The organism is uncultured Pseudacidovorax sp. (assembly GCF_913773995.1).
Taxonomy (GTDB): Bacteria; Pseudomonadota; Gammaproteobacteria; order Burkholderiales; family Burkholderiaceae_C; genus Xenophilus.
On sequence record NZ_CAJYES010000049.1, the window covers coordinates 1 to 23,014 of the forward strand.

Consider the following 23,014-nt stretch of genomic DNA (forward strand, 5'->3'; position numbering starts at 1 on the left):
CGTGCCGTAGACGCTCATGGGCCGCAGCAGGAAGGGCCGCAGCGCGCTCGTCTGCGGGCAGCGCAGCTGATAGAACTGTCCCGGCCGCGTGCTGCCGGCCAGGTCGGCCTCGGCCTGCAGCCGCAGGTAGCGGTAGCGCGCATTCACCGGCTGGTGGGCAGTCACGCGGCAGCGGTGGCTGGCCACCCGCAGCGGGGCGGCGGCGCAGGCGGCGTGCGGATCGTCGATGTCGGTGCAGTTCATGGCGTGGCCTCTGCGGCAAGGGGGGCGGGGGCGATCGCGCCGACCGGCGGGTCGGCCCGGAGCGAGGCGACGGCATCGCGCAGTACGGCGATGCCGGCATCCAGGTCCTCGCGCGCCAGGGCCTCGTGCGGGTTGTGCGAGCCGTGCGCGTTGCGCACGAAGAGCATGGCCGAGGGAATGCCGGCGGCGGCGAACACGGCGGCGTCGTGGCCTGCGCCGCTGGGCAGGCGCTCCAGCGGCTGGCCGAGCGCGGCGCCGGCAGCCTCGAAGCGGCGGATCCAGCCCTCGTCCATGGTGGCCGGCGCGCTGGCGACGGGCTCGTCGAACTCGAAGCGCACGCCGCGTTCGGCGGCCACCGTCTCGCATTCCTGCTTCAACAGCGCATGGAAGCGGCGCAGTGTCTCGGCGTCCTGGCTGCGCACCTCGAAGCTGAACTGCACCTCGCCCGGGATCACCGACACCGCATGCGAGGCGGCGGGCGTGGTGAAGATGCCGGCGGTCATCACAAGGTCCATGCCCATCTGCAGCAGCACGCGCCAGTGCTCGTCCATGCGCGCCAGCAGTTGGGCCACGGCCAGCACCGCGTCGTGGCGCAGCCAGCGCGGCACGGCGCCGGAGTGGCCGGTCTCGCCCAGGCAGCGCACGCGGTTGTGGCGCAGGTTGCCGCGGATGCCGGTGACGGCCGCCACCGGCCAGCCGCGGGCCACCATCACCGGGCCCTGCTCGATGTGAAGCTCCAGGTAGGCAGCGACTCGCACCGGCAGCAGCGGTTCGCCCCGGCCGATAGCCGCCACGTCGGCACCGCAGCGGGCCAGGGCCTCTCCCAGCGTGCCGGTGCCCGTGCGATGACGCAGCGCCAGCGCTGTAGCGGGTAGCTTGCCCAGCAGTGCCAGCGAGCCGACATAGGCGCGGCCGTACCAGGCGCTTTCCTCGCCGCGCAGCGCCAGCACCCGCAGCGGCGGAAGGCTTTGCCAATCGGCCGCCAGCGCCTGCAGCACTGCCATGCCTGCCACCACGCCGGCCAGACCGTCGTAATTGCCGCCCTGCGGCACCGAGTCGACATGCGAGCCGATCACCACGGCCGGCTCTTCCCGGCGATCGACCGCGATGCGCAGCCACAGGTTGCCGGCGCGGTCGGCCTCCGCGGCCAGGCCCATGGCCTCGGCCTGCTGCGCCAGCAGCCTCAGCGCGGTGCCTTCGCCGTCGCCGTAGCTTTCGCGGGTGATGCCGAGGCCATCATGGGTGGCCTGGCCGATGTGGTCGAGCAGGTCGAAGGGCGTCATGCCGCCACTCCCGTGCCACCGTGGGCCACCGACCATTCGATGGGCGAGGCGCTGAATTCGGCCAGCATCTGCAGCGCGGTGCGGTCGAGGCGTCCGGCCTCCTGCAGGGCGGCATGCAGATGGCGCCAGGAGGCGAGGGCATGCAGCGCCACGGGCGGCGCGACCGGTGGCACCTGCGGATAGATGGCGTAGTCGAACAGCACCAGCACGTCGTCCACCTGCGCGCCGGTCTGGCGCAGCGCGGCGGCAGCGGCGTTCTTCGAGCGGCCATCGGTGCTCACGTCGTCCACCAGCAGCGTGCGGCAACCCGGGGCCAGCCGGCCCTGCAGTTGCGCCTGCACGCCCCAGCCGATGGGCCGCTTGCGCAGCGTGAGCAAGGGCAGCGCCAGTCGCTCGGCCAGCCAGGCTGCGAGCGCGATGCCCGAGCTTTCCGTCCCCACGACGGCACCGATGCCCTGCGCATGCACCCGCGGCGCCACCGCCTCGGCGATGCGGTCCAGCAACTGGCGCCGGCGGGCCGGTTCGGCCAGCAGCGCATGCACGTCGACGTAGACCGGACTGGCCCAGCCCGAGGTGTAGAAGAAGGGCGTGCCTTCGGCCAGGCGCACGGCGTCGGTCTCGACCAGGGCGCGGGCCACCGAGGCGGCGTCGGATTCGGAGAAGATCATGGGCTTGCAGAAATGAGCAAGCGGCGCATCCTAGGCAGCGGCCTGCCGGGGACGAAGTGCAAAAATCTCCGCGAGCCGTTCCAATCCGCGATGGCTCGGCGCTCAGGCGCTGTGCAAACCCCACGCCCGAACGCCCGCATGCCCCGTCCTCCTTCTCCCCGCAGCTTCGCCCGGCAGCTCGATGTCGGCACGCTCGACCTCTTCGTGCTGGTGTGCGAGACGGGCAGCATCGCCCGCGCGGCCGAGCGCGCGCAACTGGTCGCCTCGGCCGCCAGCAAGCGCATCGCCGACCTGGAATCGCTGGCCCAGGCGCCGCTGCTGGTGCGTCATGCGCGGGGCGTGCGGCCCACGCCCTTGGGCCAGCTGCTGCTGGAACATGCCCAGGCCGTCCTGCTGGCCGTCGAGCACCTGCGGGAGGACCTGGCGGAGGCGGCGCAGGGCATCCGCGGCCGGGTTCGCGTGTGCGCCAGTGCTTCGGCGGTGGAACAGTTTCTGCCCGCCGACCTGGCCGACTTCATGCGCCGCCACCCCGACATCCGCATCGACCTGCGTCAGGCCGCCAGCCGCGCAGTGGCGCAGGCGGTGCGCGAGGGCACCGCCGACGTGGGCGTGTGCGGGCCCAGCGACGACGTGCTGGGGCTGGAAAGCCGGCCCTACCGGCAGGAGCAGCTGGTGTTGGTCGTTCCGCGCGGCCATCCGCTGGCGCGGCTCAAGCGGGTGGGCTACGCACGCACCCTCGACTGGCCGCAGGTGGGCCTGCGCGACAGCAGCACCGTGCAACAGGCGCTGGCGCAGGAAGCCAGCAGCACCCGCCGCGTGTTGCGCCGCCACATCGAAGTCGACAGCCTGAGCGCCCTGTGCCGCATGGTCGAGGCCGGTCTGGGCGTGGGCGTGATGCCCGAAGGCGCCTTCCGGGCGCTGGCCGAGGGCACGCCCCTGCGCGCCGTGCCCCTCACCGATCCCTGGGCGCGGCGGGAACTGCGGCTCTATGCCCCGCGCTTCGAGGGCCTGCCGGCCGTCGCGCAGCGCTTCGCCGACCACGTGGCTCCTGTTTGAAGAGCGGGCGGCGCCGATCCGGGCGTCAGCCGGGGCGGCGCGCAGGCCGGCGGACGGCCCTATTGCACAAGTTGGTCAAATAACGCAAACGTATGTTTTACATTGTCAGGAACGAGGCAAAATGTATTCAGGACGGCGCGGAAATGCCGATAAGAGAAGAACACTCTGGATGACCGTCTGCCGGCCGCAGGCATGTCCCCCTGAAACCCCCTTGCCCTGACCGCCAGCGCCACGCCTCTTTCGATGGATCTCGACGACCCGCTGAAGCCTGACCTGGTCCATGACCTGACTGGTCCCGTTCGCGTGATGGGCGATGCGCTGGACGGATTGGGCGTGGCCCTCTGCCTGTTCGACGAGCAGGACCGTTGCCTTCTCTGGAACCGCAGCTTCCTGCGCTTCTTTCCCGAGCATGAAGGCCACGTGCATGTCGGCGAGCCCTACAGCGACAACCTGCGCCGTTTTTATGGCGTGCGGCTGACCGCGGAGCAGCAGGGGCATCTCGACCGCTTCGTCACGGAAGGCCTGCATCGCCATCGGGCGCAGAACCGGCCTTTCGCCTTCGAGCACCGGGGGCGCTGTCTCTGGGTTTCGTCCTTGCCCATGGCAGGCATCGGCCGGGTGCGTCTGTGGCGCGAAGAGGGGGGGCTGCAGCTGTCGGGCTCCGCCGGCGGCTCCGGCATCGCCGGCCTGGACAGCCAGGCACTGCTGGACCACATGCCCGATGGCGTGATGATCACCGCGCCCGACCAGCAGATCGTCTGGGTGAACGAGCCCTTCCTGCAGATGTACGGCCTGCGCGAACGCCAGGCAGCCATCGGCAGCAGCTTCGAGCAGGTCTATCGGGCGGCCTGGTCGGCCACCGCGCGCGAAGGCGAGCGGGCCATGTTCGACGAGGGCATCGCGATCCTCGGCGAAAACCTGAACTTCACCGGCGCGCCCTTCGAGCTTCCGCTGCCCGACGCGCGCTGGAGCCGCGTGATCGGCGAGCGCAGCGCGGGCGGCACCTGCTTTTTCGCCCACGTCGACATCACGCTGCTCAAGCGGCAGCAGCAGCAACTGCTGATGGCCAACTGGCGGACCTGGGAGAGCGACACCCTGCTGCGCCAGAAGTCCACCATGCTGGAGGCGGCGCTCGAACGCATGGAGCAGGGCATCATCATGGTCAACCCCCAGGGCGTGGTGGAGGTCTGCAACAAGCGGGTGGTGGAACTGCTGGATCTGCCCCCGGCGCTGATGGCGTCGCGGCCGGCCTTCCGCGAGGTCCAGGCCATCCAGTTGGCGCAGCGTGCGGCCCGGGGCATGACGGCTGGCCTGGCCACGCAGCCGCAGTCGATTCCCTTCGACCAGCCTTACCGCTACGAGCGTCAGCAGCCCGACGGTCGCGTGATCGAGGTCTACAGCGTGCCCATGGACGGCGGCGGCGCCGTGCTCACCTACACCGACATCACCGATCGCCGCCGCAGCGAAGAACGCATCCGCTACCTCGCGCGGCACGACGGCCTGACTTCGCTGGTCAACCGAGAGGTCTTTCTGGAGCACATGGCCGGTGCGGCTCTGGCCGCGAGCCACGGCGGCGAGGGCTTCGCCGTGCACTACATCGACATCGACAACTTCAAGCCCATCAACGACCGCTATGGTCATGCGGCGGGCGACAAGGTGCTGGTGAATGCCGCCCGCCGGATGCGCGAGGTGATCGGGCCCGGCGATGTGCTCGCGCGCATCGGCGGCGACGAGTTCGCGCTGCTTCAGCACGGCACCAACGAGCCCGGTCCCGCGCGCGCGCTGGTCGTTCGCATGCTGCAGGCCCTCGGGGAGCCGATGGGGGTGGACACGCAGACGCTGTCGGTGAAGGCGTCGGTGGGCATCGCGCTGTCCACCGGTGTGGGCGACGACCCGGATGAACTGATCCGGCGGGCCGACAGTGCCATGTACCTCGCCAAGGCCCGCGGAGCGGGCGGCGTCTGCCTGTTCGGGGCGCCGGGCGGTTGGGCGGACGAGGGCGTGGACTCGTCGCCTATGTGACGTCGCAGGGGGCTTTCCCCGTTTCGGCTGCGGGGTGGCGGGGCGTAGGCTGGCGGTTTTCTCGCGACCCGCATTCATCTCCCATGCCTGCCGACCGTCCGCACTTCCGCTTCTGGCCCAAACGCCTGCCGCACGCCATCACGCTGCCCGCCACCTCGCTGTGGCACAACCTGGCCACCAGCGCGCAGCGCTACCCGGACAAGGCCGCCCTGGTCTACTTCGACCGCGTGACCTTGTACCGCGAGCTGGCGGCGCAGGTCGAGGCGCTCGCCGGTGCGCTGCATGCGCTGGGCGTGCGCCGCGGCGACCGGGTGGTTCTGGACATGCAGAACACGCCCCAGCTGGTGGTGGCGCATTTCGCGATCCTGCGGGCCAATGCCGTGGTGGTGCCCGTCAACCCGATGAACCGGGCCGAGGAGCTCAAGCACTACATCAGCGACCCTGACGCGAAGGTCGCCATCACCACCGCCGATCTGGCCCCGGAGCTCGCCAAGGCCAGCAATGCGCTGCCCGAGGGCGAACGGCTCGCGCATCTGGTCGTCACCCAATTCACCGACGCATTCGATGCGGCGGCGGCGGACGGTCCGTCGATGGCGCCTGCCTGGAAGAACTGGCTGCTCACGCGTCATGAGCTGCCGCGGCTCGAGGGCGGTGAGGTGCATGCCTGGACCGAGCTGATGGCCTGCAACGTGCCCGCGCCGGCGCACGAGGTGGGCGCCGACGACATGGCCCTGCTGCCCTACACCAGCGGCACCACCGGCCTGCCCAAGGGCTGCGTGCACCTGCACCGCAGCCTGATGCACAACGCCGTCTCGGGTCAGATGTGGGGCTGCGCCCATGCCGACACCGTGGTGCTGGCGGTGGTGCCCATGTTCCACATCACTGGCATCGTGAGCATGATGCACACCGCCATCCTGGCTGCTGCGGCGTTGGTCATCATGCCGCGCTGGGACCGCGACGTGGCCGGCCACCTCATCTCCACCCGCAAGGTCACCAGCTGGACCAACATCCCGACGATGGTGATCGACCTGCTGGCCAGCCCGCATTTCAAGAACTACGACCTCTCGAGCCTCATCTACATCGGCGGCGGCGGCGCGGCCATGCCGCAGGCGGTGGCGCAGCGGCTGCTGGACGAGTTCGGCTTGGCTTACCAGGAAGGCTATGGCCTGACCGAGACCGCCGCGCCTTCGCACAGCAACCCGCCCGACCATCCCAAGCAGCAATGTCTGGGCATGCCCTTCATGGGTGTGGACGCGCGCGTGGTCGACCCCGACACGCTGCAGGAGCTTGCGCCCGGCGAGGCCGGCGAAATCATCATCCACGGCCCCCAGGTCTTCCAGGGGTACTGGAAGCGGCCCGATGCGACGGCCTTGGCCTTCGTGGAGTTCGAAGGCAAGCGCTTCTTCCGCTCGGGCGACATGGGTCGGATGGACGAGGAGGGCTACTTCTTCATCACCGACCGGCTCAAGCGCATGATCAATGCGAGCGGGTTCAAGGTCTGGCCGGCGGAGGTCGAGTTGCTCATGTTCCGCCATCCGGCAATCCAGGAAGCCTGCGTGATCGCCACGCGCGACACCTATCGCGGCGAGTCGGTCAAGGCGATGGTGGTGCTTCGGCCCACACACAAGGACACCACCGCCGAGGACATCATCGGCTGGTGCCGCGAGAATATGGCAGCCTACAAGGTGCCACGGCAGGTGCAGTTCCTCGATGCGCTGCCCAAGAGCGGCAGCGGCAAGGTGATGTGGCGGCTGCTGCAGGAGGCGGAGGACGGCGCCAAATAGGCATCCCGCCGCCCGGCGCGGCCGCCTTCGGACGGCCGCCGCAGCACAAATGAACACGGCCCGCATGAAGCGGGCCGTTTTCATTCAGCTCATGCGCCTGCCAGCGCGGTGCGCCAGCAGTGCAAAGGCCTGATTTCAGTACGAGTTGCGATAGCCACCGCCGCCGTAGCCGCCGCCGCTGCCACGACGGTCACCGCCGCCGCCATTGCCACCGGTGCGCGGCGTCATCGGACGGGCCACGTTCACGGTCACGGCGCGGCCGTCGATGGGCTGGCCATTCAGGCCGTTGATGGCGGCCTGCGCTTCTTCGGCAGAGCCCATCTCCACGAAGCCGAAGCCCTTGGAGCGGTCGCTGTCGCGATCGATCATGACCTTGGCCGAGTTCACGTGGCCGAATTCCGAGAAGTGACGCTGGAGGCTTTCGTCACGGGTGCTGTAGGCCAGATTGCCAACGTAGAGTCTGTTTTCCATGGTGTTCTTTCGTTATGCCGCGTATGAAATTCGATGCGGCAAGGTGGTTGAAGGGACGCGTTCAGCGCTGGGGCGGCCGCTTGCGCGGCGCCGCGGAGGCACCACCCGAGCGTTGCTCGAGATGGCGGAAGGTGAGGCGACCCTTGTTGAGGTCGTAGGGCGACATCTCGATCGAGACCTTGTCGCCAGCCAGCACGCGGATGCGGTGCTTGCGCATCTTTCCGCCCGTGTAGCAGATGAGGGTGTGCCCGTTGTCGAGCGTGACGCGAAAGCGGGAGTCCGGCAGGACTTCTTCCACCTTGCCTTGCATTTCGATCAGTTCTTCCTTGGCCACGAAGCTCCTTGTCAAGAATGGGGCGGCCTGTGTCAGGCCAGCTGGTTGTTCAGCACGAAGTGCTGGCCCTGGGCGAGGGCATAGCGCTCTGCATTGGCGGCGCTGTCGAATCGCGGAATGAGCCGGAAGACCCGGTCGTGCATGCCGCGGCGAACGGAAACGGACGCGGCGTACTGGCCGGTGTCGGTCAGCCGCGTCAGCGGGGTGATGAGGTAGCGGCCCAGCGATTGGGCGGGTGTGTTGTGCATGAAAGTCGAAATCCGGGATCCGCGTCTGCCGCGGACCTGCGCTGAATGGCGAACCGGAGGTTGCCACGCGCAGAAAGTAAAACCCTGAGGGGAGAGGATCCAGCCCGCAATGAAGGTTGACGCGGACGGGCGATGAACTCGCCGAAGAAGATGGGCGTCCGGCCGGAGTGTGGGGCCGAAGCCAGAGCAGTTTGGGAGGCTGCGCGCGGTGCCAATCAAGGACCAAAGCGGCGAGTACGCTCTGGTCAATCGGTCGAGTATAGCGGTTTCTACGCCACTCTGCTTGAAATTCCCCTGCGCGGCGCTGCGTGGGTGTTACGCTGTGTCATCGACGCTTGGAAGGGCACGAATGAACACTGCCTCGCTTTCTAAACCTCGGCAGGATGCGCTGCGCATCGAGCTTCCGCGGGTGGCTCAGCTTCTGCAACGTCGGCGTGCCGGCGAGATCGACGAAGCGATGATCGACGATCTGGTCGCCTTGTCCTGGCTGGAGTGGATGGGCGGCTCCCTGCAGCTCACGACCACCGGTTCCAACATCTGCAGGCAGCAGAAGCTTCGCGAGGACTAAGCGTCGGGAGGTGTGCGCGGCCACAGCGTCGGCACCGTCCTGCATCGCTTTGGGCATCCGCGTGCGTTGGCTGACTGCGATGCGGTCAATGTTGCCTCATGCAACATGGTGATCCCCACACTTCCAAGAAAGCCACGCGCATCGGCTTTTCCGTCTGGGCCTGGATCGCGGCCTGTCTGGTGGCGATCTTCCTTGTGTGGATGTTTGTTTTGCGCCCCTGACGCCTTCTGCCGGCGGGGCGATGGCGTACCGACACGCGCATGTCAGAAACAAGGGTTAAGCCGCCTATCCAGTGTTTCTGTGGAAAACGTTGGGGATAAGGTGGTGGTGGTGGCGCCAAACCCCATTGTTTCGGTGTGTTTCCTTGGATTGCTGCTTCTCTGAGCAGCGCGTTCGGGCGCCTAATCCCGGTCCGGCTGAACGTCCGGCACGACACGGGCATTGCGCCGGAACGTCCAGTAGGCACTGGCCCAGTCCATCAGCACGATCAGCCGGTTGCGAAAGCCGATGAGGAAGTAGACGTGGACGAACAGCCAGAACAGCCAGGCCAAGTAACCCGAAAATCGCAGCGGCCCGAATGGCGTCGGCACGTCCGCCACCGCGGCGTTGCGACCGATGGTGGCCAGACTTCCCCAGTCCTTGTAGCGAAAGGGCTGGGTGTCACTGCCGGCGATGCGGGCAAGGATGTTGCGCGCCGCGGCACGTCCCATCTGCTTGGCGGCCGGTGAGACGCCCGGTACGGGCCGCGGCTCCTGGCCCGGCACATGGCTCATCGCGGCAGCCAGGTCGCCCACCACGCTGATTTCAGGATGGCCGGGCAGGCTGAGGTCGGCCTGTACATGAATGCGGCCCGCCCGGTCGCAGTCGGTGCCCGTGGCCTGGGCCAGCAGGCGGCCGAGCGGCGACGCGGCCACGCCGGCCGCCCAGATCACGCAGCGGCTGTCGATGCGCACCGCGGTGCCGTCGGCGCCGCCCTCGCGCACTTCGAGGCCCAGCGCATCGATGCGGGTGACCATCGCGTTGAGCCGCACCTTCACGCCCAGCTTCTCCAGTTGTTGCCGTGCCCGCTCGCTCAGGCGCTCGGGCATGGCCTGCAAAACGCGACTGCTGCCTTCGACCAGCAGCACCTGCGCGCTTGACGGCACGATGCGCCGGAACTCGCCGGCCAGGGTGTGTCGCGCGATCTCGGCGAGGGTGCCGGCCATCTCCACGCCCGTGGGGCCGCCGCCGATGACCACGAAGGTCAGCAGCGCGCGGCGGCGGTCCGGGTCCTTTTCGAGTTCGGCACGTTCGAAGGCGGTAAGCACGCGTCGACGGATCTCGAAGGCATCCGCGAGGGTCTTGAGCCCCGGCGCGTCGGCAGCCCATTCGTCATGGCCGAAGTAGCTGTGCGTGGCACCGGCGGCGACGATGAGATGGTCATAGGGCACGGCATGGCCGTCGCCAAGGTGGACGCAGCGGCCCGCCGCATCGATGCCGCAGACCTCGCCGAGCAGCGTGGTGACGTTGGGCTGATGGCGGAACAGCCAGCGTGACGGGGCTGCGATGGACGGCGCCGCAAGGCCCGCAGTGGCCACCTGGTAGAGCAGCGGCTGGAACAGGTGGTGGTTGGTCTTTTCGATGACCACCACGTCCAGCGGCTCGTCATGCAAGGTGCGTGCGGCTTCGAGTCCACCGAAGCCGCAGCCGACGATCACCACACGGGGGAGGGCGCGCATACTTTGCAGAGAGGGCATCGGCCGATTATGGAAGTGCGCAAGGGCTGGCCTGCGCTGAGCCGAACCTGCGCGCTTTCGTCCTACGCGTCACGACGATGGTGCCGGCTACAAACTCCGATCCCGCGACGAGTGGCCCATATCGGGAGCCGGAGCATCCAGGGAGACACATGACTTCTCAACACCCGAGACCCTCGCTCCAAATCCCCGATCTGCTCCAGGCCTTTCGACAGGTCCGGGCACACAGCATGGCGCTGGCCGCGCCCTTGTCGGCCGAGGACCAGTGCATCCAGTCGATGCCCGATGCCAGTCCGACCAAATGGCACCTGGCCCACACCACCTGGTTCTTCGAAGCCGTGCTGCTGGATCCGCATGCGCCCGGCTATCAGGCGCTGGACCGGCGCTACCACTACCTCTTCAATTCGTACTACGAAGCCCTGGGGCCGCGGCATCCGCGGCCGCAGCGCGGGCTTCTCACGCGCCCTTCGCTGAACGACGTGCTGGCCTATCGTGCGCATGTGGATGCCGCGGTGGAGACCTTGCTCACCACCGCCGACGCCGATGCGCTCGCACTGATCGAGCCGATCCTCACGCTCGGCCTCAACCATGAGCAGCAGCATCAGGAGCTGCTGCTCACCGACATCCTGCACGCCTTCTCGTGCAATCCGCTGCTGCCCGCCTACCGTGCGCCTTCCGCGCCCGCGCTGCGGCTGGCGTCGGAGGCGCCCTCGCTGGGCTGGCTGACGCATCCGGGCGGTCTGGCCGCCATCGGCCACGAAGGCGAGAGCTTCGCCTTCGACAACGAAGGGCCGCGCCATGCGGTGCTGCTGCAGCCTTTCGCGATCGCGGACCGCCTGGTCACTTGTGCCGAGTTCGCGCAGTTCATTGCCGACGGCGGTTACGACCAGGCGCGCTGGTGGCTGTCGGACGGCTGGGCAGCGGTGCAGTCGCAGGGCTGGCGCCATCCGGCCTATTGGCTGCCGCCCGACGATCCGCGGCTGGCATTGGCCGGTCACCACGGCACCGCCGGTTGGCATGTCTTCGGCCTTGAAGGCGTGCGGCCGATGCAGGCGGACATGCCCGTCTCTCAGCTGAGCTTCTACGAGGCGGCGGCCTATGCCGAATGGGCCGGAGCGCGCCTGCCGACCGAGGCCGAGTGGGAGGTGGCGGCGACCACGCTGCCTGGCTTCACGCAGGCCGAGGGCGCGGTCTGGCAATGGACCCGCTCCTCCTACGACCCTTATCCCGGCTTCCGTCCGCTGCCGGGCCCGGCAGCGGAATACAACGGCAAGTTCATGGTGGGCCAACTGGTGCTGCGCGGCGGCAGCGTGGCTACGCCGGTCGGCCATGCGCGGCCGACCTACCGCACTTTCTTCCCGCCAGCGGCCCGCTGGCAATTCAGCGGGCTGCGCCTCGCCAAGGATCTGTGATGTCTCCACCCGTCTCCCTCGCCATCCAGCCGCGCGTTGCCGACGATGGTCGCCGCGCCTTTGCGGACGATCTGGCCAGCGCGCTGTCCCAACGGCCGCGACGCATCTCGCCCAAGTGGTTCTACGACGCAGAGGGCTCGCGCCTGTTCGACCGCATCTGCGAGTTGCCCGAGTACTACCCCACCCGCACCGAGCTCTCGATCCTGCAAGGTCGCGCCGCGGAAATCGCGCAGCAGATCGGACCCGATGCCGAGATCGTCGAATTCGGCGCGGGCTCGCTGGTAAAGATTCGCCTGCTGCTCGACGCCCTGCAGTCGCCCCGCCGGTTCCTGCCCATCGACATCTCGGGCGAGCATCTGCAGGGTGCGGCGCGCCAGCTGCGCGCCGACTATCCGGGCCTGGAGGTCACGCCCGTGGTGGCCGACTACACCCAGCCCTTCGAGCTGCCCGAGCGTCTGGTGGGTGCCGGGCGGCGCGTCGGCTTCTTCCCCGGTTCCACCCTGGGCAATTTCGAGCCTGACGAGGCACTGGCCTTCCTGCGCCAGGCCGCGCGCCTGCTGCGTGGGGGTGGCCTTCTGCTGGGCGTCGATCTGGTGAAGGACCCGCAAGTGCTGCATGCGGCCTACAACGACGCGCAGGGCGTGACGGCCGCGTTCAATCTCAATCTGCTGGCGCGCGCCAATGCCGAACTGGGCGCCGACTTCGATCTGCAGTCCTTCTCGCACGCGGCGTTCTACAACGCGCCCCTGCGCCGGATCGAGATGCACCTGGTCAGCCGCCGCGAGCAGGTCGTCACCTTGCAGGGCCAGCGCCATGCCTTCGAGGAAGGCGAGACGCTGCACACCGAGTACTCGCACAAGTTCACCATCGACGGCCTGCGTGCGATGGCGGCGCGGGCGGGCTTCGGCATCGGCCCGGTGTGGACCGATCCGCAGCGCCTCTTCAGCGTGCACTGGCTGCCGGCCGTGCAGTGATCGCGGCGTGAGCCGGGCGGGCGCCGACCGACAGTGTCGGCGCCCGTTTGCATGTTCGGGCCGCCGCCGGTGGCCCTGGCTTCGGCAGGAGTCGCCACCGAAGCGCGCCGGCAGCGACAATCGCAGCCCGCGCCCGGCGACGGCGCGATGAACCTCCTGCCGACATGAAAGCTACCTGGAACGGCGTGACCATCGCCGAAAGCGACGACACCGTGCTCGTCGAGGGCAACCACTACTTTCCCGCCGATTCGCTGCGGCGCGAGTACGTGAGCTTCAGCAACCACCACACCGTCTGTCCCTGGAAGGGCCCGGCCAGCTACTACTCGCTGCTGGTCAATGGCGAGCTCAACCCCGAGGCCGTCTGGTACTACCCCGAGCCCAAGCCCGAGGCCGAGATGGTGAAAGACCGCGTCGCCTTCTGGAAAGGCGTGAAGGTCGAGCCTTGAACAGCGCGTTTTCTCCCCAGTACACCCCCCCCGACGAACTGGCCGCCACGCTGCGCCAAGAGGGTTATGCCGTGCTCAACCCGCGCGGCGTGGCCGAATGGCTGGGCTTGCCGCTGACCGATCTGGAGGCCTTGCAGCCGGACTGGGCACAACTGCCACCCGACGAGTACCTGAAGGACGGAGGCCGCTATCGCCGCCGTCGCCATGCCTGCTTCACTACCGAAGGCGGTGCGCTGGTGCAGGCGCCGCACCGTGCGCATTGGCAGCCGGTCGAATACAACGCGCTGCATGGCGGCATGCAGCGCTGGTTCGCGCCGATGGAGCCCGCCACCGTGGCGCGGCCGGCATGGCGCCGGCTGCTGCTGAAGACGGCCGAGGCGGCGGCCGCGCTGCGCGGTGACCAGCGCTGGTACATCGAGGCGCACCAGTTCCGCATCGACACCGAAGGCGGCATCGGCCGGCCCACCCCGGAGGGCGCGCACCGTGATGGCGTGGACCTGGTGGCGGTGGCGCTCGTCGGGCGACAGGGCATCAAGGGTGGCGAGACCCGCGTCTTCGAGGCCGGCGGCAGGCGCGGCGAGCGCTTCACGCTGACGGAACCCTGGACGCTGATGCTGCTGGACGATCAGCGCGTGATCCACGAGTCCACGCCCATCCAGCCGGTCGCCCCCGGAACGCAAGGCTGGCGCGACACGCTGGTCCTCACCTGCCGGGCCGGCGGCTTCCAGGGCGATTGATCCAGCGCAGGCTCCGGGCGCGCCGTCGCCCGCTGCCCCGGCGTCCTACATGGTCCCGTCAGCGTCGCGGGTTACAGTGCATCGAGGCGCCGGCGGTCCGACCGACCGGCAGGACCAACCCACAGCGAGAGGACACCTTCATGTTCAACCACATCCTGGTTCCCATCGACGGCTCCGAGACGTCGATGCTGGCGGTGAGCAAGGCGAGCGGCCTGGCCCTGGCCTTCGGCAGCCGCATCACGCTGATCCACGTCATCGACAACTATCCCTTCATCGGCGTGGGCGCGGACTATGCCCTGGGCCAGAACGAATACCTGGCCGCCGCCACCGCGAGCGCCAACACGGCCCTGGCCCGCGGCGTGGCTGCATTGGCCGGGGAAGGCCTGCACAGCGACCAGCGCGTGATCGACGGCCATGTGGTGCACGAAGGCATCGTGGACACGGCCAAGGCGCTGGGTTGCGACCTGATCGTGATGGGCTCGCACGGCCGCACCGGCATCGAGAAGCTGCTGCTGGGCAGCGTCACCCAGCGCGTGCTGCAGGAAGCCCCCATGCCGGTGCTGGTGGTCAAGGAGCTGGAGGTCTGAGGCCTTCCTCTCCCGCATCCTGAGGGTCCGGCGCAAAGGGCGCCGGACTTTCGACGCGCAAAGCCTCGCCGGTCACCGGATGGCGCAGCTGCAGCACGGTGGCATGCAGTAAGAGGCGTGGCGCCGCCGCGGCCACCCGCGCATCGCCGTACAGCGCATCGCCCAGGATCGGATGGCCCAGCGCGGCCATGTGCACCCGCAACTGGTGGGAACGGCCGGTCTGCGGCTCCAGCAGCACATGGGTGCTGGCGCGTTCTGGCAACCACTGCAGCGTCCGCCAGCGGGTGAGGCTGGGCTTGCCGGCGGCGTCGACCTTCTGCAGGGGGCGATTGGGCCAGTCGGCCATGAGCGGCAGGTCGACGGTCTGCCAGTGCCTGGATTCCAGCGTGCCGTCGACGATGGCTTCGTAGCGCTTCCATACCTGCCGGCTTGCAAAGGCCTCGCCCAAGATTCGTTGAACGGCGAGGCTGCGCGCCATCAGGATCAGGCCGCTCGTGGCCATGTCCAGCCGATGCACCACCAGGGCGTCGGGCCAGCGCCGCTGGACGCGGGAGGACAGACAGTCCTGCTTGTCCTCGCCCCGGCCGGGCACGCTCAGCAGTCCTGCCGGCTTGTCGAAGACCAGCAGGTGCTCGTCTTCGTAGAGGGCGTCGAGGGCGGCAGGGTCGTGGCTCACGGGGCGGCAGTCTAGGCGGGGAGGGCGACAGCGTGCGCTGCCCGCTGTCAATGCCTATCGGCGGCGCATGACAGCGGTGGATGGCGTGATGCCGGCGCGCCCTGGTCAGCGAAGGGAGGGAATGCTGGGCTATGCTCGACCGAATGCCTCCCGCCCCCGCCGACACCGCAGTCGCGCCCGACCCCGCCTCTCCCGCCCAACCCCCCCGCTTCTCCGATCTCACCCGCGTCCGTCCCTTCATGCAGCTGTGGCTGGCGCGCCTGCTGGGCACCGCTGCCCAGCAGATGCTGATGGTGGCCATCGGCTGGCACATGTACGACTTGACCGGCAGTGCCTGGGACCTGGGCCTGGTGGGTCTCTACCAGTTCGCGCCCGCGCTGCTGCTGGCGCTGTATGCCGGCCATGTGGTGGACCGGCTGCACCGCGGCCGGATCCTGGCGGCCTGCCTGGGCACGCAGGCCCTGGTGGCGCTGTCGCTGCTGGCCACGCACCTGGGCGGGGGCGACTCGCGCAACCTGCTGCTGGGTCTGTCGCTGGTGCTGGGGGCGGTGCGGGCCTTCCAGATGCCGGCCCAGCAGGCGCTCACGCCGCTGCTGGTTCCGCCGCTGATGCTGCCCCGGGCCATGGCCTTCAGCTCGGCGGGGCAGCAGTCGGCCATCATCGGCGGGCCCGCCCTGGGCGGGCTGCTCTTCGTGGCGGGCATGGGCGCCGTGTATGCGACCTGTATCGGCTTCTTCATCGCGGCCGTGTTGCTGGCCGCCACGCTGCGCTATGCCCATGCCGCGCCGCGGCGCGAGCCGGTGACCACCGAGGTACTGCTCGCCGGCGTGCGCTTCATCTGGCAGCGCAAGCCGGTGCTGGGCGCCGTCTCGCTCGACCTGTTTGCCGTGCTGCTGGGCGGTGCAGTCGCGCTGCTGCCCATCTTCGCCAAGGACATCCTGCATGTGGGCGCCTGGGGCCTGGGCCTGCTGCGCGGGGCGCCGGCGGTGGGCGCGCTGGCCGCGTCGATCTGGCTCACCCGGCGGCCGGTGGAGCGACGCGTCGGCCGCACCTTGCTGCTGGCGGTGGGCGTGTTCGGGTTTTGCATGGTGGTGTTCGGGCTGTCGCACAGCTTCTGGCTGTCGCTGGTGGTGCTGGCCATTTCCGGCGCCGCGGACATGGTCAACGTAGTGATCCGGCAGACCCTCGTGCAACTGGAGACACCCGATGCCATGCGCGGTCGCGTAAGCGCCGTCAATTCCATCTTCATCGGGGCCAGCAACCAGCTGGGCGAGTTCGAATCGGGTGCCACCGCCGCGTTGCTCGGGCCGGTGGGCTCGGTGGTGGCGGGGGGCGTGGGCACGCTGCTGGTCACGCTGGCGTGGTTCCGGCTCTTTCCCACGCTGGCCGGCCGTGACCGCATGGGCACGGGGCCGGCGCGAGAATGACGGGCTTTTCCGTCCTTCCGCGACTGTCCCGATGCGCACCCGTTTCATCCTGATCCACACCAGCCACGCCGGCAACGTCGGCGCCACGGCGCGCGCCATGCGCACGATGGGTTTCGACGACCTGGTACTGGTGGCCCCCCGCTGGGACAACGTGCTGCGTCGGGAAGAAACCATCCAGCGCGCCAGCGGCGCCCTGGACGTGTTGGAGAAGGCCCGCATCGTCGCCACGCTGGACGAGGCGCTGGACGGCCTGACGCACCTGTGCGCCACCGCCATGGTCTCGCGCGACTTCGGCCCGCCCACGCGTGCACCGCGTGCGCATTTCGAGGCCCTGGTGCAGGGCGGCGGCGAGCAGCATGTGGGCCTGCTCTTCGGCTCGGAGCGCTTCGGCATGCGCAACGAGGACGTCTACCGCTGCCATGTGGCGCTGTCGATCCCCACGGCACCGGACTTCGGCTCACTCAATCTGGCGGCCGCCGTCCAGCTCGTGGCCTACGAATGGCGGCAGGCGCTGGGCGGCTTCGAGGTGCGCTCGGCGGCGCCCGTGACGCCGCCGGCCGATGCCCAGGCCGTGAACGGCATGTTGGCGCACTGGGAGCGATCGCTGGTCGACATCGGATTCCTCGACCCGGCAGCGCCCAAGAAGCTGATGCCGCGCTTGGCGCAACTGTTCAATCGCGCCCAGCCGACGGTGGAAGAGATCCACATCCTGCGGGGCATCGCCAAGGCAATGACCGATACACGGCGCGGGGCTCCGTCGACACCGTCGGGCTGAGCCGGCCGCCCGCCCGTCTTTCAACGGCGGGCGTTTCTTTGGTGTTCTTCGTCGGCGGCGCCAGCGCCGCATCGAGCCCGTGGAGGCGGCGCCGGGCGGTGGACCCAGACACTCCCGGCGCGGAGCGCTGACCCGGCGGCGGCTTGCAAGGCGGATGGAATGCAGCCTCGGGGCCGCATGGGAAATAGTACAAATACTGGTTATTTAAACAGTATTATGGCGATGCCGGAACTTCCTGTTCCGGTCTTCCCATCCCATGAGCCCGCTCTCTCTCCTCGACGATCTTTCCGACGCGCCCCAGGGCGTGTGGCGCGGCGACGAGCTGGGCGAAGCCGGTGCAGCCACCTGTCCGACCGGGCATTCCACCCTGGATGCCGAGCTGCCCGGCGGCGGCTGGCCACTCGGCGCCATGACCGAAATCCTGCAGCCCAGTGCCGAGGCGCCCCTGTGGCCGATGCTGCTGCCGGCCCTGGCCCGGGCCGCGATCGAGCGCGGACAGCCGGTGGTGCTGATCGGCCCGCCGCATGAGCCCTACGGCCCGGCGCTTGCGGGCGGTGGGCTGTCCATGGATTCGCTGCTCTGGGTGCGTGCCGATGCCGCACCCGCCCGGCTGTGGGCCTGCGAGCAGGCGCTGCGCTGTGCCGAAGTGGCCGCCGTGCTGGCCTGGCTGCCCCAGGCGCGGCTGGGCGAGCTGCGCCGGCTTCAACTCGCCGCTGCCCGGCATGGGGCGCTGCTCTTCGTCTGCCGGCCCGATGCGGTCGCGCCCTCGGCCTCGCCCGCGCGCCTGCGCCTTCGGCTGCAGCCCCGGCCCGACGGACAACTCGACGTGCACCTGCTCAAGCGCCGCGGGCCACCTCTGGTGCGTCCGCTGCCGATGCCCGGCCGCGGGGCGCGCCTTGGCGGCCTCCTCGATGCCACGCGGCCGCCCCGGCCTCCAGTGCCTGCGGTGCCGGGGCACGGCGGCGCCACCGTGGTGCGCCTGGACCTGCGTCGCACCTCGCGCCAGGACCCTGCCCATGCATTGGCTCGCGCTTCAGTGGCTGCCTGAGCCCGCCGGCACCGCCGAGGCGGCGCCGGCAGGGGGCTCGCCGCAGCCCGCGGATGCCTCGCCCACGCCCGAATCGCTCGGCTGGTGGGCCTTGCAGTTCACGCCCCACGTCGCCTGGCTGGACGAAGCGCTGATGCTGGAAGTCTCGGCCTGCGAGCGGCTGTGGGGCGGCCGGCGCGCCCTGATGCGGCAGATCGGCGCCAGCGTGCCGCCGGGCCTGCGGGTGCGGCAGGTCACCGGCGCCACCAGCCTGGAGGCGCTGGCCCGGCTGCGGCTGTACATGGCCGGGCAGCCCCAGCCGGCCCGGCTGCCCGACGACCTGCCGCTCGAAACGCTGAGCGCCGCCGCACCGCACCTGCAAGTGCTGGCCCGCCTGGGCTGCCGCACCTGGGGCGATGTGGCGGCCCTGCCGCGCGGGCCGCTGGTGCGGCGTTTCGGCGTGCCGATGCGCGAGGCGCTCGACCTGGCCTGGGGCCTGCGTCCCGACGGCCTGCCCTGGCTGCAGGTGCCCGACAGCTTCGAGCAGCGGCTCGAGCTGCCCATGCTGGCGCAGGCCGCGCCCGAGCTGCTGTGGGCGGCCCAGCGCCTACTGGGTGCGCTGCGACTGTGGCTGCAGGCACGTCAGCGCGGCGTGCTGGCCATCGAGCTGTGGTGGACGCTGGACCTCAAGCGCCTGAACGGCGCCGAATTGCCGCGCTCGCAGCAGATCCAGGTGCGCACGGCCGAGCCCACGCAGGACATGGCCCATCTGCGCCGGCTGCTGGCCGAGCGGCTGGCGCTCACCCAGCTGATCGCGCCCACCGGCTGGCTGCGGCTGCGCTCGCTGGAGACGGCCGACTGGCAGGGCCGCACCCGCAGCCTGCTGCCACCGTCGCTGCCCGGCGGTCATGCCGGCGCATGGGCGGAGGACGGGCGCGAGGGCGAGCCCCTGCACCAGTTGCTCGAAAAGCTCAGCGCCCGGCTGGGCGCCCGGCAGGTGCTGGCCGCGCAGCCCGTGCAGGACCATCGGCCCGAAGGTCGCCAGCAATGGCGGCCCGCGGCGGGGCTGAAGGCGGCTTCCCCGGACAAGGGCCGGTCCGGCGCCGGTCGGCCGAAGGGGCGCTCCGGTGACCGGAATCCGGCACCGGGCACGGCGGCGGCTGGCCCCGTGGGCGATCCCGCCGCAGGCGTGCCGGTTTCCGTCCTGCCCGACACCGGCACCGGCCTGTTCCCCGCATGGCTGCTGCGCGAGCCGCGCCTGCTGCCCACGCAGGACGGCGAACCCTGCCATGGCGGCGCGCCGCTGCGGCGCCTGGTCGGGCCGCAGCGGCTGGAAACCGCCTGGTGGGAATCCGGCCGACCCGCCGCCCGCGACTACTACATCGCCCAGGACGCGGCCGGCGCGCTGTTCTGGATCTACCGCGAGCGGGCGACCATCGCCAGCACCGAGGCGCCGGTGCGCTGGTTCCTGCAGGGCATCTATGCCTGAGCTTTCGCTCAAGGACGAGGAGAGCCGGCGCCAGCAGCGGCAGGCCGCGCGTGCCCCGGGGCCGGGCGTGCCGTCTGCCGCGGGGCAGATGCTGCCGGCCTATGCCGAGCTGCATGCCTTGAGCAACTTCAGCTTCCAGCGCGGTGCCTCGCATCCCTGGGAGCTGGCGGTGCGGGCCTGGCAACTCGGCTACGAGGCCATCGCCCTGACGGACGAATGCTCGGTGGCCGGCGTGGTGCGCGCCGTGAGCGGCCTGCGCATGTGGCGAGAGGAGCGCCAGGAGGACGGCCTGCCGCTGCCGCCGCATCCCGAGCCGCGGCTGATCTTCGGCAGCGAATTCGACTTCGGGCGGTTCCGCCTCGTCGTGCTGGCCCATGACCTGGAGGGCTGGGGCCACCTCTGCCAGTACATCAGCGCCGCCCGCATGCGCGAGGACATCGTCAAGGGCGACTACCGGGCCGAGCTCGCCGATGCCGCGGGACTGGTGCATTGCGAAGTGCTCTGCGTGCCGCACCGCCGCAGCGGCGAGCCTATCGACGAGGCAAGGCTGCAGGCCGACCTGGCCTCGGTGGCGGCGCTGTTCCCGCCGCGCGCGGACGGCGAGCCCGGGCCGCTGTGGCTGGCGGTGGAGCTGTTCCACGAGGCCGACGATGCCCTGTGGCTGCAGGTGCTGCGCCGCGCCGGGGAGGCCACCGGCCTGCCGCTGGTGGCGGCGGGCGACGTGCACATGCACCTGCGCTCGCGCAAGCCGCTGCAGGACGTGCTCACCGCCGTGCGAGAGGGCCGGCCGGTGGCCGACTGCGGCTTCGCGCTGCAGCCCAATGCCGAGCGCCACCTGCGGGCGCGCACCCGGCTGGCGCGGCTGTATCCGGCCGAGTTGCTGGCGCGCACGCTGGTGATCGCGGATCGCTGCCGCTTCGAGCTCAAGAAGCTGAAAGCGCAGTACGTCTACCCGCAGGAAGTCATCGGATCGGGCGAGACGCCGGCGCAGACGCTGATCCGCAAGACCTGGCTGGGCGCGCTCGACCGCTATCCGCCTCACCGCTACTTCAATGGCGTGCCGCCCAAGGTCTGCAGGCAGATCCACCACGAGCTGAAGCTCATCCTCGAACTGAAGTACGAGATGTTCTTCCTCACGGTGGAAGACATCGTCGCCTTCGCCCGGCGCAAGGGCATCCTCTGCCAGGGCCGCGGCTCCTCGGCCAACTCGGCGGTCTGCTACTGCCTGGGCATCACCGCCGTGAACCCGGACGACGGCAACCTGCTGTTCGAGCGCTTCATCAGCCGCGAGCGCGCCGAGCCGCCGGACATCGACGTCGACTTCGAGCACGACCGGCGCGAGGAGGTCATCCAGTACATCTACGAGACCTACGGTCGCGAACGCGCCGCCATCGCCGCCGTGGTCATCAGCTACCGCTCGCGCAGTTCGCTGCGCGACGCCGGCAAGGCGCTGGGCATCGACGAGCGGCTGATCGATGCCTTCGCCAAGGACCATTACTGGTTCGACGACCCCATGCTCGACGAGCGGCTGGAGGCCGCCCTGATGCGCGCCGGCGTGCGCGAGGACGCGTTCCGCCTGCGGCTGTGGATCGGCCTGGCCAACGAACTGCGCGGCTTTCCGCGCCACCTCAGCCAGCACGTCGGCGGCTTCGTGCTCACGCAAGGGCCGCTCACCCGGCTGGTGCCGGTCGAAAAGGCCAGCATGGAGGCGCGCTCCATCATCCAGTGGGACAAGGACGACCTCGACGAGATCGGCATGTTCAAGGTCGACGTCCTGGCCCTGGGCATGCTCAGCTGCATCCGCCGCGCGCTGGACATGGCCAACGGCTGGCGCGGCACGGCGCACCAGATGCACCAGCTGCCCACCGACGATCCGCGCGTCTACGACATGATCGGCCGCGCCGACACCGTGGGCGTGTTCCAGATCGAGAGCCGGGCGCAGATGTCGATGCTGCCGCGCCTGCGCCCCCGCAACTATTACGACCTGGTGATCGAGGTCGCCATCGTGCGGCCCGGGCCCATCCAGGGCGGCATGGTCCATCCCTACCTGAAGAACCGCGCAAAGGTGGAACGGGGCGAGAAGATCGAACTGCGCTACCCGCAACTGGAGCCGGCGCTGCAGCGCACGCTGGGCGTGCCCATCTTCCAGGAGCAGGTGATGCAGATCGCCATGATCGCCGCCGACTTCAGCGCCGGCCAGGCCGACCGCCTGCGCCGTGCCATGGCGGCCTGGCGGCGCACGGGCCACATGGAGCGCTTCTACGACCCGCTGGTCAAGGGCATGGTGGCCAACGGCTACGACGAGGACTTCGCCAAGGCCATCTTCCAGCAGATCCAGGGCTTCGGCGAATACGGCTTTCCGGAAAGCCATGCCGCCAGCTTCGCCAAGCTGGTCACGGTCAGCAGCTGGCTCAAGTGCTATGAGCCGGCCTGTTTCCTGGCGGCGCTGCTCAACGCGCAGCCCATGGGCTTCTATACGCCCTCGCAGCTGATCCAGGACGCGGTGCGCCACGGCGTGCTGGTGCGGCCGGTGGATGTGACCCGCAGCGACGCCTTCTGCACCTTGGAGAGCGCCGACGGTGCCAGCCCCAGGCCGGGGGCCGCCTGGGCCGAATCCGCCGCCCAGGCCTTGCCCGATCAGCCGGCCGTGCGCCTGGGCATGCGCCACATCAAGGGCCTGAGTCCGGCAGCCATCGAGCGCCTGGTCGAGGCCCGCCGGCGCGCGCCCTTCACCGGCGCGGGCGACCTGGCCCGCCGCGCCGGCCTCGGCCCCGCCGAGATGGCCCTGCTGGCCGGCGCCGATGCCCTGCAGGCGCTGGCCGGCCACCGCCGCCAGCAGGTGTGGGAGGCGACGGCCTCGCACCGCGCCTCGGCGCTGCTGCGCGAGGCACCGATCCACGAGGCCCCGCTCGCCTTGCCGGCGGCCGACGAGGGCGAGGAGATCGTGGGCGACTACGCCAGCCTGGGCTTCAGCCTGCGCCGACATCCGCTGGCGCTGCTGCGCCCACGGCTGGCGCGCTGGAAGCTTTCCACAGCCGAGGCCTTGCGCGCCAT

The 23,014-nt window shown here is 69.9% G+C and carries 21 protein-coding genes and 1 pseudogene; 14 read left to right on the plus strand and 8 right to left on the minus strand.

Going from position 1 to position 23,014, the window contains the following annotated elements:
- The 3 genes and pseudogenes from QZ772_RS04600 to QZ772_RS04610 all read right to left on the minus strand — a co-directional run.
- Positions 1 to 243 (minus strand): annotated as a pseudogene (locus QZ772_RS04600) (dihydroorotate dehydrogenase electron transfer subunit); the annotation flags it as partial.
- Entirely contained in the window at positions 240 to 1,526 is a 1,287-nt protein-coding gene (locus QZ772_RS04605; protein WP_295523493.1) for a hydantoinase/carbamoylase family amidase, read from the minus strand. The pseudogene QZ772_RS04600 and the gene QZ772_RS04605, both read right to left, overlap by 4 nt.
- Positions 1,523 to 2,194, minus strand: coding sequence for a phosphoribosyltransferase (locus tag QZ772_RS04610; protein WP_295523494.1), 672 nt, complete (start codon positions 2,192 to 2,194; stop codon positions 1,523 to 1,525). Before QZ772_RS04610 ends, QZ772_RS04605 begins: the two co-directional genes overlap by 4 nt.
- Positions 2,195 to 2,332: 138 nt before the next feature.
- On the opposite strand from QZ772_RS04610, the gene QZ772_RS04615 reads away from it, so the two are divergent.
- The 3 genes from QZ772_RS04615 to QZ772_RS04625 all read left to right on the plus strand — a co-directional run bounded on the left by QZ772_RS04615 (position 2,333) and on the right by QZ772_RS04625 (position 7,056).
- Positions 2,333 to 3,250 carry a LysR family transcriptional regulator gene (locus QZ772_RS04615; RefSeq protein WP_295523496.1) on the plus strand — a complete coding sequence of 306 codons (918 nt, stop codon included), beginning with the start codon at positions 2,333 to 2,335 and terminating at the stop codon, positions 3,248 to 3,250.
- A 243-nt stretch (positions 3,251 to 3,493) separates the two neighbouring features.
- Positions 3,494 to 5,272: a PAS-domain containing protein gene (locus tag QZ772_RS04620; protein ID WP_295523498.1), complete on the plus strand. Its 1,779-nt coding sequence runs from the start codon at positions 3,494 to 3,496 to the stop codon at positions 5,270 to 5,272.
- Between the two features lie 83 nt (positions 5,273 to 5,355).
- A complete protein-coding gene (locus QZ772_RS04625; protein ID WP_295523500.1) occupies positions 5,356 to 7,056 on the plus strand; it encodes a long-chain fatty acid--CoA ligase in 1,701 nt (566 codons plus the stop codon).
- Positions 7,057 to 7,191: 135 nt separating this feature from the next.
- On the opposite strand, the gene QZ772_RS04630 is transcribed toward QZ772_RS04625, so the two are convergent.
- The 3 genes from QZ772_RS04630 to QZ772_RS04640 all read right to left on the minus strand — a co-directional run bounded on the left by QZ772_RS04630 (position 7,192) and on the right by QZ772_RS04640 (position 8,109).
- Positions 7,192 to 7,527: an RNA-binding protein gene (locus QZ772_RS04630; RefSeq protein WP_295523502.1), complete on the minus strand. Its 336-nt coding sequence runs from the start codon at positions 7,525 to 7,527 to the stop codon at positions 7,192 to 7,194.
- A 61-nt stretch (positions 7,528 to 7,588) separates the two neighbouring features.
- Entirely contained in the window at positions 7,589 to 7,861 is a 273-nt protein-coding gene (infA, locus tag QZ772_RS04635; RefSeq protein WP_017760753.1) for a translation initiation factor IF-1, read from the minus strand.
- 32 nt (positions 7,862 to 7,893) lie between these two features.
- Positions 7,894 to 8,109, minus strand: coding sequence for a hypothetical protein (locus tag QZ772_RS04640; RefSeq protein ID WP_295523504.1), 216 nt, complete (start codon positions 8,107 to 8,109; stop codon positions 7,894 to 7,896).
- 349 nt (positions 8,110 to 8,458) lie between these two features.
- Here QZ772_RS04640 and QZ772_RS04645 point away from each other — a divergent pair, with 349 nt between their 5' ends.
- The gene (locus QZ772_RS04645; protein ID WP_295523506.1) at positions 8,459 to 8,677 is read left to right on the plus strand and encodes a hypothetical protein; all 219 of its coding nucleotides are present in this window, start codon (positions 8,459 to 8,461) and stop codon (positions 8,675 to 8,677) included.
- A 401-nt stretch (positions 8,678 to 9,078) separates the two neighbouring features.
- Here QZ772_RS04645 and QZ772_RS04650 read toward each other — a convergent pair whose 3' ends face one another.
- Positions 9,079 to 10,413, minus strand: coding sequence for an NAD(P)/FAD-dependent oxidoreductase (locus tag QZ772_RS04650; RefSeq protein WP_295523508.1), 1,335 nt, complete (start codon positions 10,411 to 10,413; stop codon positions 9,079 to 9,081).
- A gap of 149 nt (positions 10,414 to 10,562) precedes the next feature.
- Here QZ772_RS04650 and egtB point away from each other — a divergent pair, with 149 nt between their 5' ends.
- The 5 genes from egtB to QZ772_RS04675 all read left to right on the plus strand — a co-directional run bounded on the left by egtB (position 10,563) and on the right by QZ772_RS04675 (position 14,566).
- Positions 10,563 to 11,822, plus strand: a complete 1,260-nt coding sequence (egtB, locus tag QZ772_RS04655; RefSeq protein ID WP_295523510.1) for an ergothioneine biosynthesis protein EgtB — start codon at positions 10,563 to 10,565, stop codon at positions 11,820 to 11,822.
- Positions 11,822 to 12,796, plus strand: a complete 975-nt coding sequence (egtD, locus tag QZ772_RS04660; protein ID WP_295523512.1) for an L-histidine N(alpha)-methyltransferase — start codon at positions 11,822 to 11,824, stop codon at positions 12,794 to 12,796. The genes egtB and egtD overlap by 1 nt, the downstream gene beginning before the upstream one ends.
- A 164-nt stretch (positions 12,797 to 12,960) precedes the next feature.
- Positions 12,961 to 13,242, plus strand: a complete 282-nt coding sequence (locus QZ772_RS04665) for a DUF427 domain-containing protein (RefSeq protein WP_295523514.1) — start codon at positions 12,961 to 12,963, stop codon at positions 13,240 to 13,242.
- On the plus strand, positions 13,239 to 13,979 hold the full coding sequence (locus QZ772_RS04670) for a 2OG-Fe dioxygenase family protein (protein WP_295523516.1): 741 nt from the start codon (positions 13,239 to 13,241) through the stop codon (positions 13,977 to 13,979). The genes QZ772_RS04665 and QZ772_RS04670 overlap by 4 nt, the downstream gene beginning before the upstream one ends.
- 140 nt (positions 13,980 to 14,119) lie before the next feature.
- Positions 14,120 to 14,566 (plus strand): universal stress protein, encoded by a 447-nt coding sequence (locus tag QZ772_RS04675; RefSeq protein WP_295523518.1) that lies wholly within the window; start codon positions 14,120 to 14,122, stop codon positions 14,564 to 14,566.
- On the opposite strand, the gene QZ772_RS04680 is transcribed toward QZ772_RS04675, so the two are convergent.
- A complete protein-coding gene (locus QZ772_RS04680) occupies positions 14,547 to 15,242 on the minus strand; it encodes an RluA family pseudouridine synthase (RefSeq protein WP_295523520.1) in 696 nt (231 codons plus the stop codon). The two genes, QZ772_RS04675 and QZ772_RS04680, sit on opposite strands and share 20 nt — an antisense overlap.
- A gap of 239 nt (positions 15,243 to 15,481) precedes the next feature.
- Between QZ772_RS04680 and QZ772_RS04685 the strand changes: the two genes are divergently transcribed.
- The 5 genes from QZ772_RS04685 to QZ772_RS04705 form a co-directional block, all read left to right on the plus strand.
- A complete protein-coding gene (locus QZ772_RS04685) occupies positions 15,482 to 16,669 on the plus strand; it encodes an MFS transporter (protein WP_295523529.1) in 1,188 nt (395 codons plus the stop codon).
- 31 nt (positions 16,670 to 16,700) lie between these two features.
- Entirely contained in the window at positions 16,701 to 17,444 is a 744-nt protein-coding gene (locus tag QZ772_RS04690; protein WP_295523522.1) for an RNA methyltransferase, read from the plus strand.
- Positions 17,445 to 17,700: 256 nt separating this feature from the next.
- On the plus strand, positions 17,701 to 18,492 hold the full coding sequence (imuA, locus tag QZ772_RS04695; protein WP_295523524.1) for a translesion DNA synthesis-associated protein ImuA: 792 nt from the start codon (positions 17,701 to 17,703) through the stop codon (positions 18,490 to 18,492).
- Complete coding sequence (locus QZ772_RS04700; protein WP_295523527.1) at positions 18,461 to 19,960, plus strand: DNA polymerase Y family protein; 1,500 nt, start codon at positions 18,461 to 18,463, stop codon at positions 19,958 to 19,960. Before imuA ends, QZ772_RS04700 begins: the two co-directional genes overlap by 32 nt.
- Positions 19,961 to 20,048: 88 nt before the next feature.
- Positions 20,049 to 23,014: error-prone DNA polymerase (locus tag QZ772_RS04705; protein ID WP_295523531.1), on the plus strand; the 2,966-nt coding region annotated here is incomplete at its 3' end.

Excerpts from the sequence above, each read along its gene's own strand:
- QZ772_RS04615 (WP_295523496.1), top strand. The coding sequence starts at position 2,333 with ATGCCCCGTCCTCCTTCTCCCCGCAGCTTCGCCCGGCAGCTCGATGTC.
- egtD (WP_295523512.1), top strand. The coding sequence starts at position 11,822 with ATGTCTCCACCCGTCTCCCTCGCCATCCAGCCGCGCGTTGCCGACGAT.
- QZ772_RS04690 (WP_295523522.1), top strand. The coding sequence starts at position 16,701 with ATGCGCACCCGTTTCATCCTGATCCACACCAGCCACGCCGGCAACGTC.
- imuA (WP_295523524.1), top strand. The coding sequence starts at position 17,701 with ATGAGCCCGCTCTCTCTCCTCGACGATCTTTCCGACGCGCCCCAGGGC.
- egtB (WP_295523510.1), top strand. The coding sequence starts at position 10,563 with ATGACTTCTCAACACCCGAGACCCTCGCTCCAAATCCCCGATCTGCTC.
- QZ772_RS04620 (WP_295523498.1), top strand. The coding sequence starts at position 3,494 with ATGGATCTCGACGACCCGCTGAAGCCTGACCTGGTCCATGACCTGACT.
- QZ772_RS04675 (WP_295523518.1), top strand. The coding sequence starts at position 14,120 with ATGTTCAACCACATCCTGGTTCCCATCGACGGCTCCGAGACGTCGATG.
- QZ772_RS04605 (WP_295523493.1), bottom strand. The coding sequence starts at position 1,526 with ATGACGCCCTTCGACCTGCTCGACCACATCGGCCAGGCCACCCATGAT.
- QZ772_RS04685 (WP_295523529.1), top strand. The coding sequence starts at position 15,482 with ATGCAGCTGTGGCTGGCGCGCCTGCTGGGCACCGCTGCCCAGCAGATG.
- QZ772_RS04665 (WP_295523514.1), top strand. The coding sequence starts at position 12,961 with ATGAAAGCTACCTGGAACGGCGTGACCATCGCCGAAAGCGACGACACC.
- QZ772_RS04610 (WP_295523494.1), bottom strand. The coding sequence starts at position 2,194 with ATGATCTTCTCCGAATCCGACGCCGCCTCGGTGGCCCGCGCCCTGGTC.
- QZ772_RS04700 (WP_295523527.1), top strand. The coding sequence starts at position 18,461 with ATGCATTGGCTCGCGCTTCAGTGGCTGCCTGAGCCCGCCGGCACCGCC.
- QZ772_RS04645 (WP_295523506.1), top strand. The coding sequence starts at position 8,459 with ATGAACACTGCCTCGCTTTCTAAACCTCGGCAGGATGCGCTGCGCATC.
- QZ772_RS04625 (WP_295523500.1), top strand. The coding sequence starts at position 5,356 with ATGCCTGCCGACCGTCCGCACTTCCGCTTCTGGCCCAAACGCCTGCCG.
- QZ772_RS04640 (WP_295523504.1), bottom strand. The coding sequence starts at position 8,109 with ATGCACAACACACCCGCCCAATCGCTGGGCCGCTACCTCATCACCCCG.
- QZ772_RS04630 (WP_295523502.1), bottom strand. The coding sequence starts at position 7,527 with ATGGAAAACAGACTCTACGTTGGCAATCTGGCCTACAGCACCCGTGAC.
- QZ772_RS04650 (WP_295523508.1), bottom strand. The coding sequence starts at position 10,413 with ATGCCCTCTCTGCAAAGTATGCGCGCCCTCCCCCGTGTGGTGATCGTC.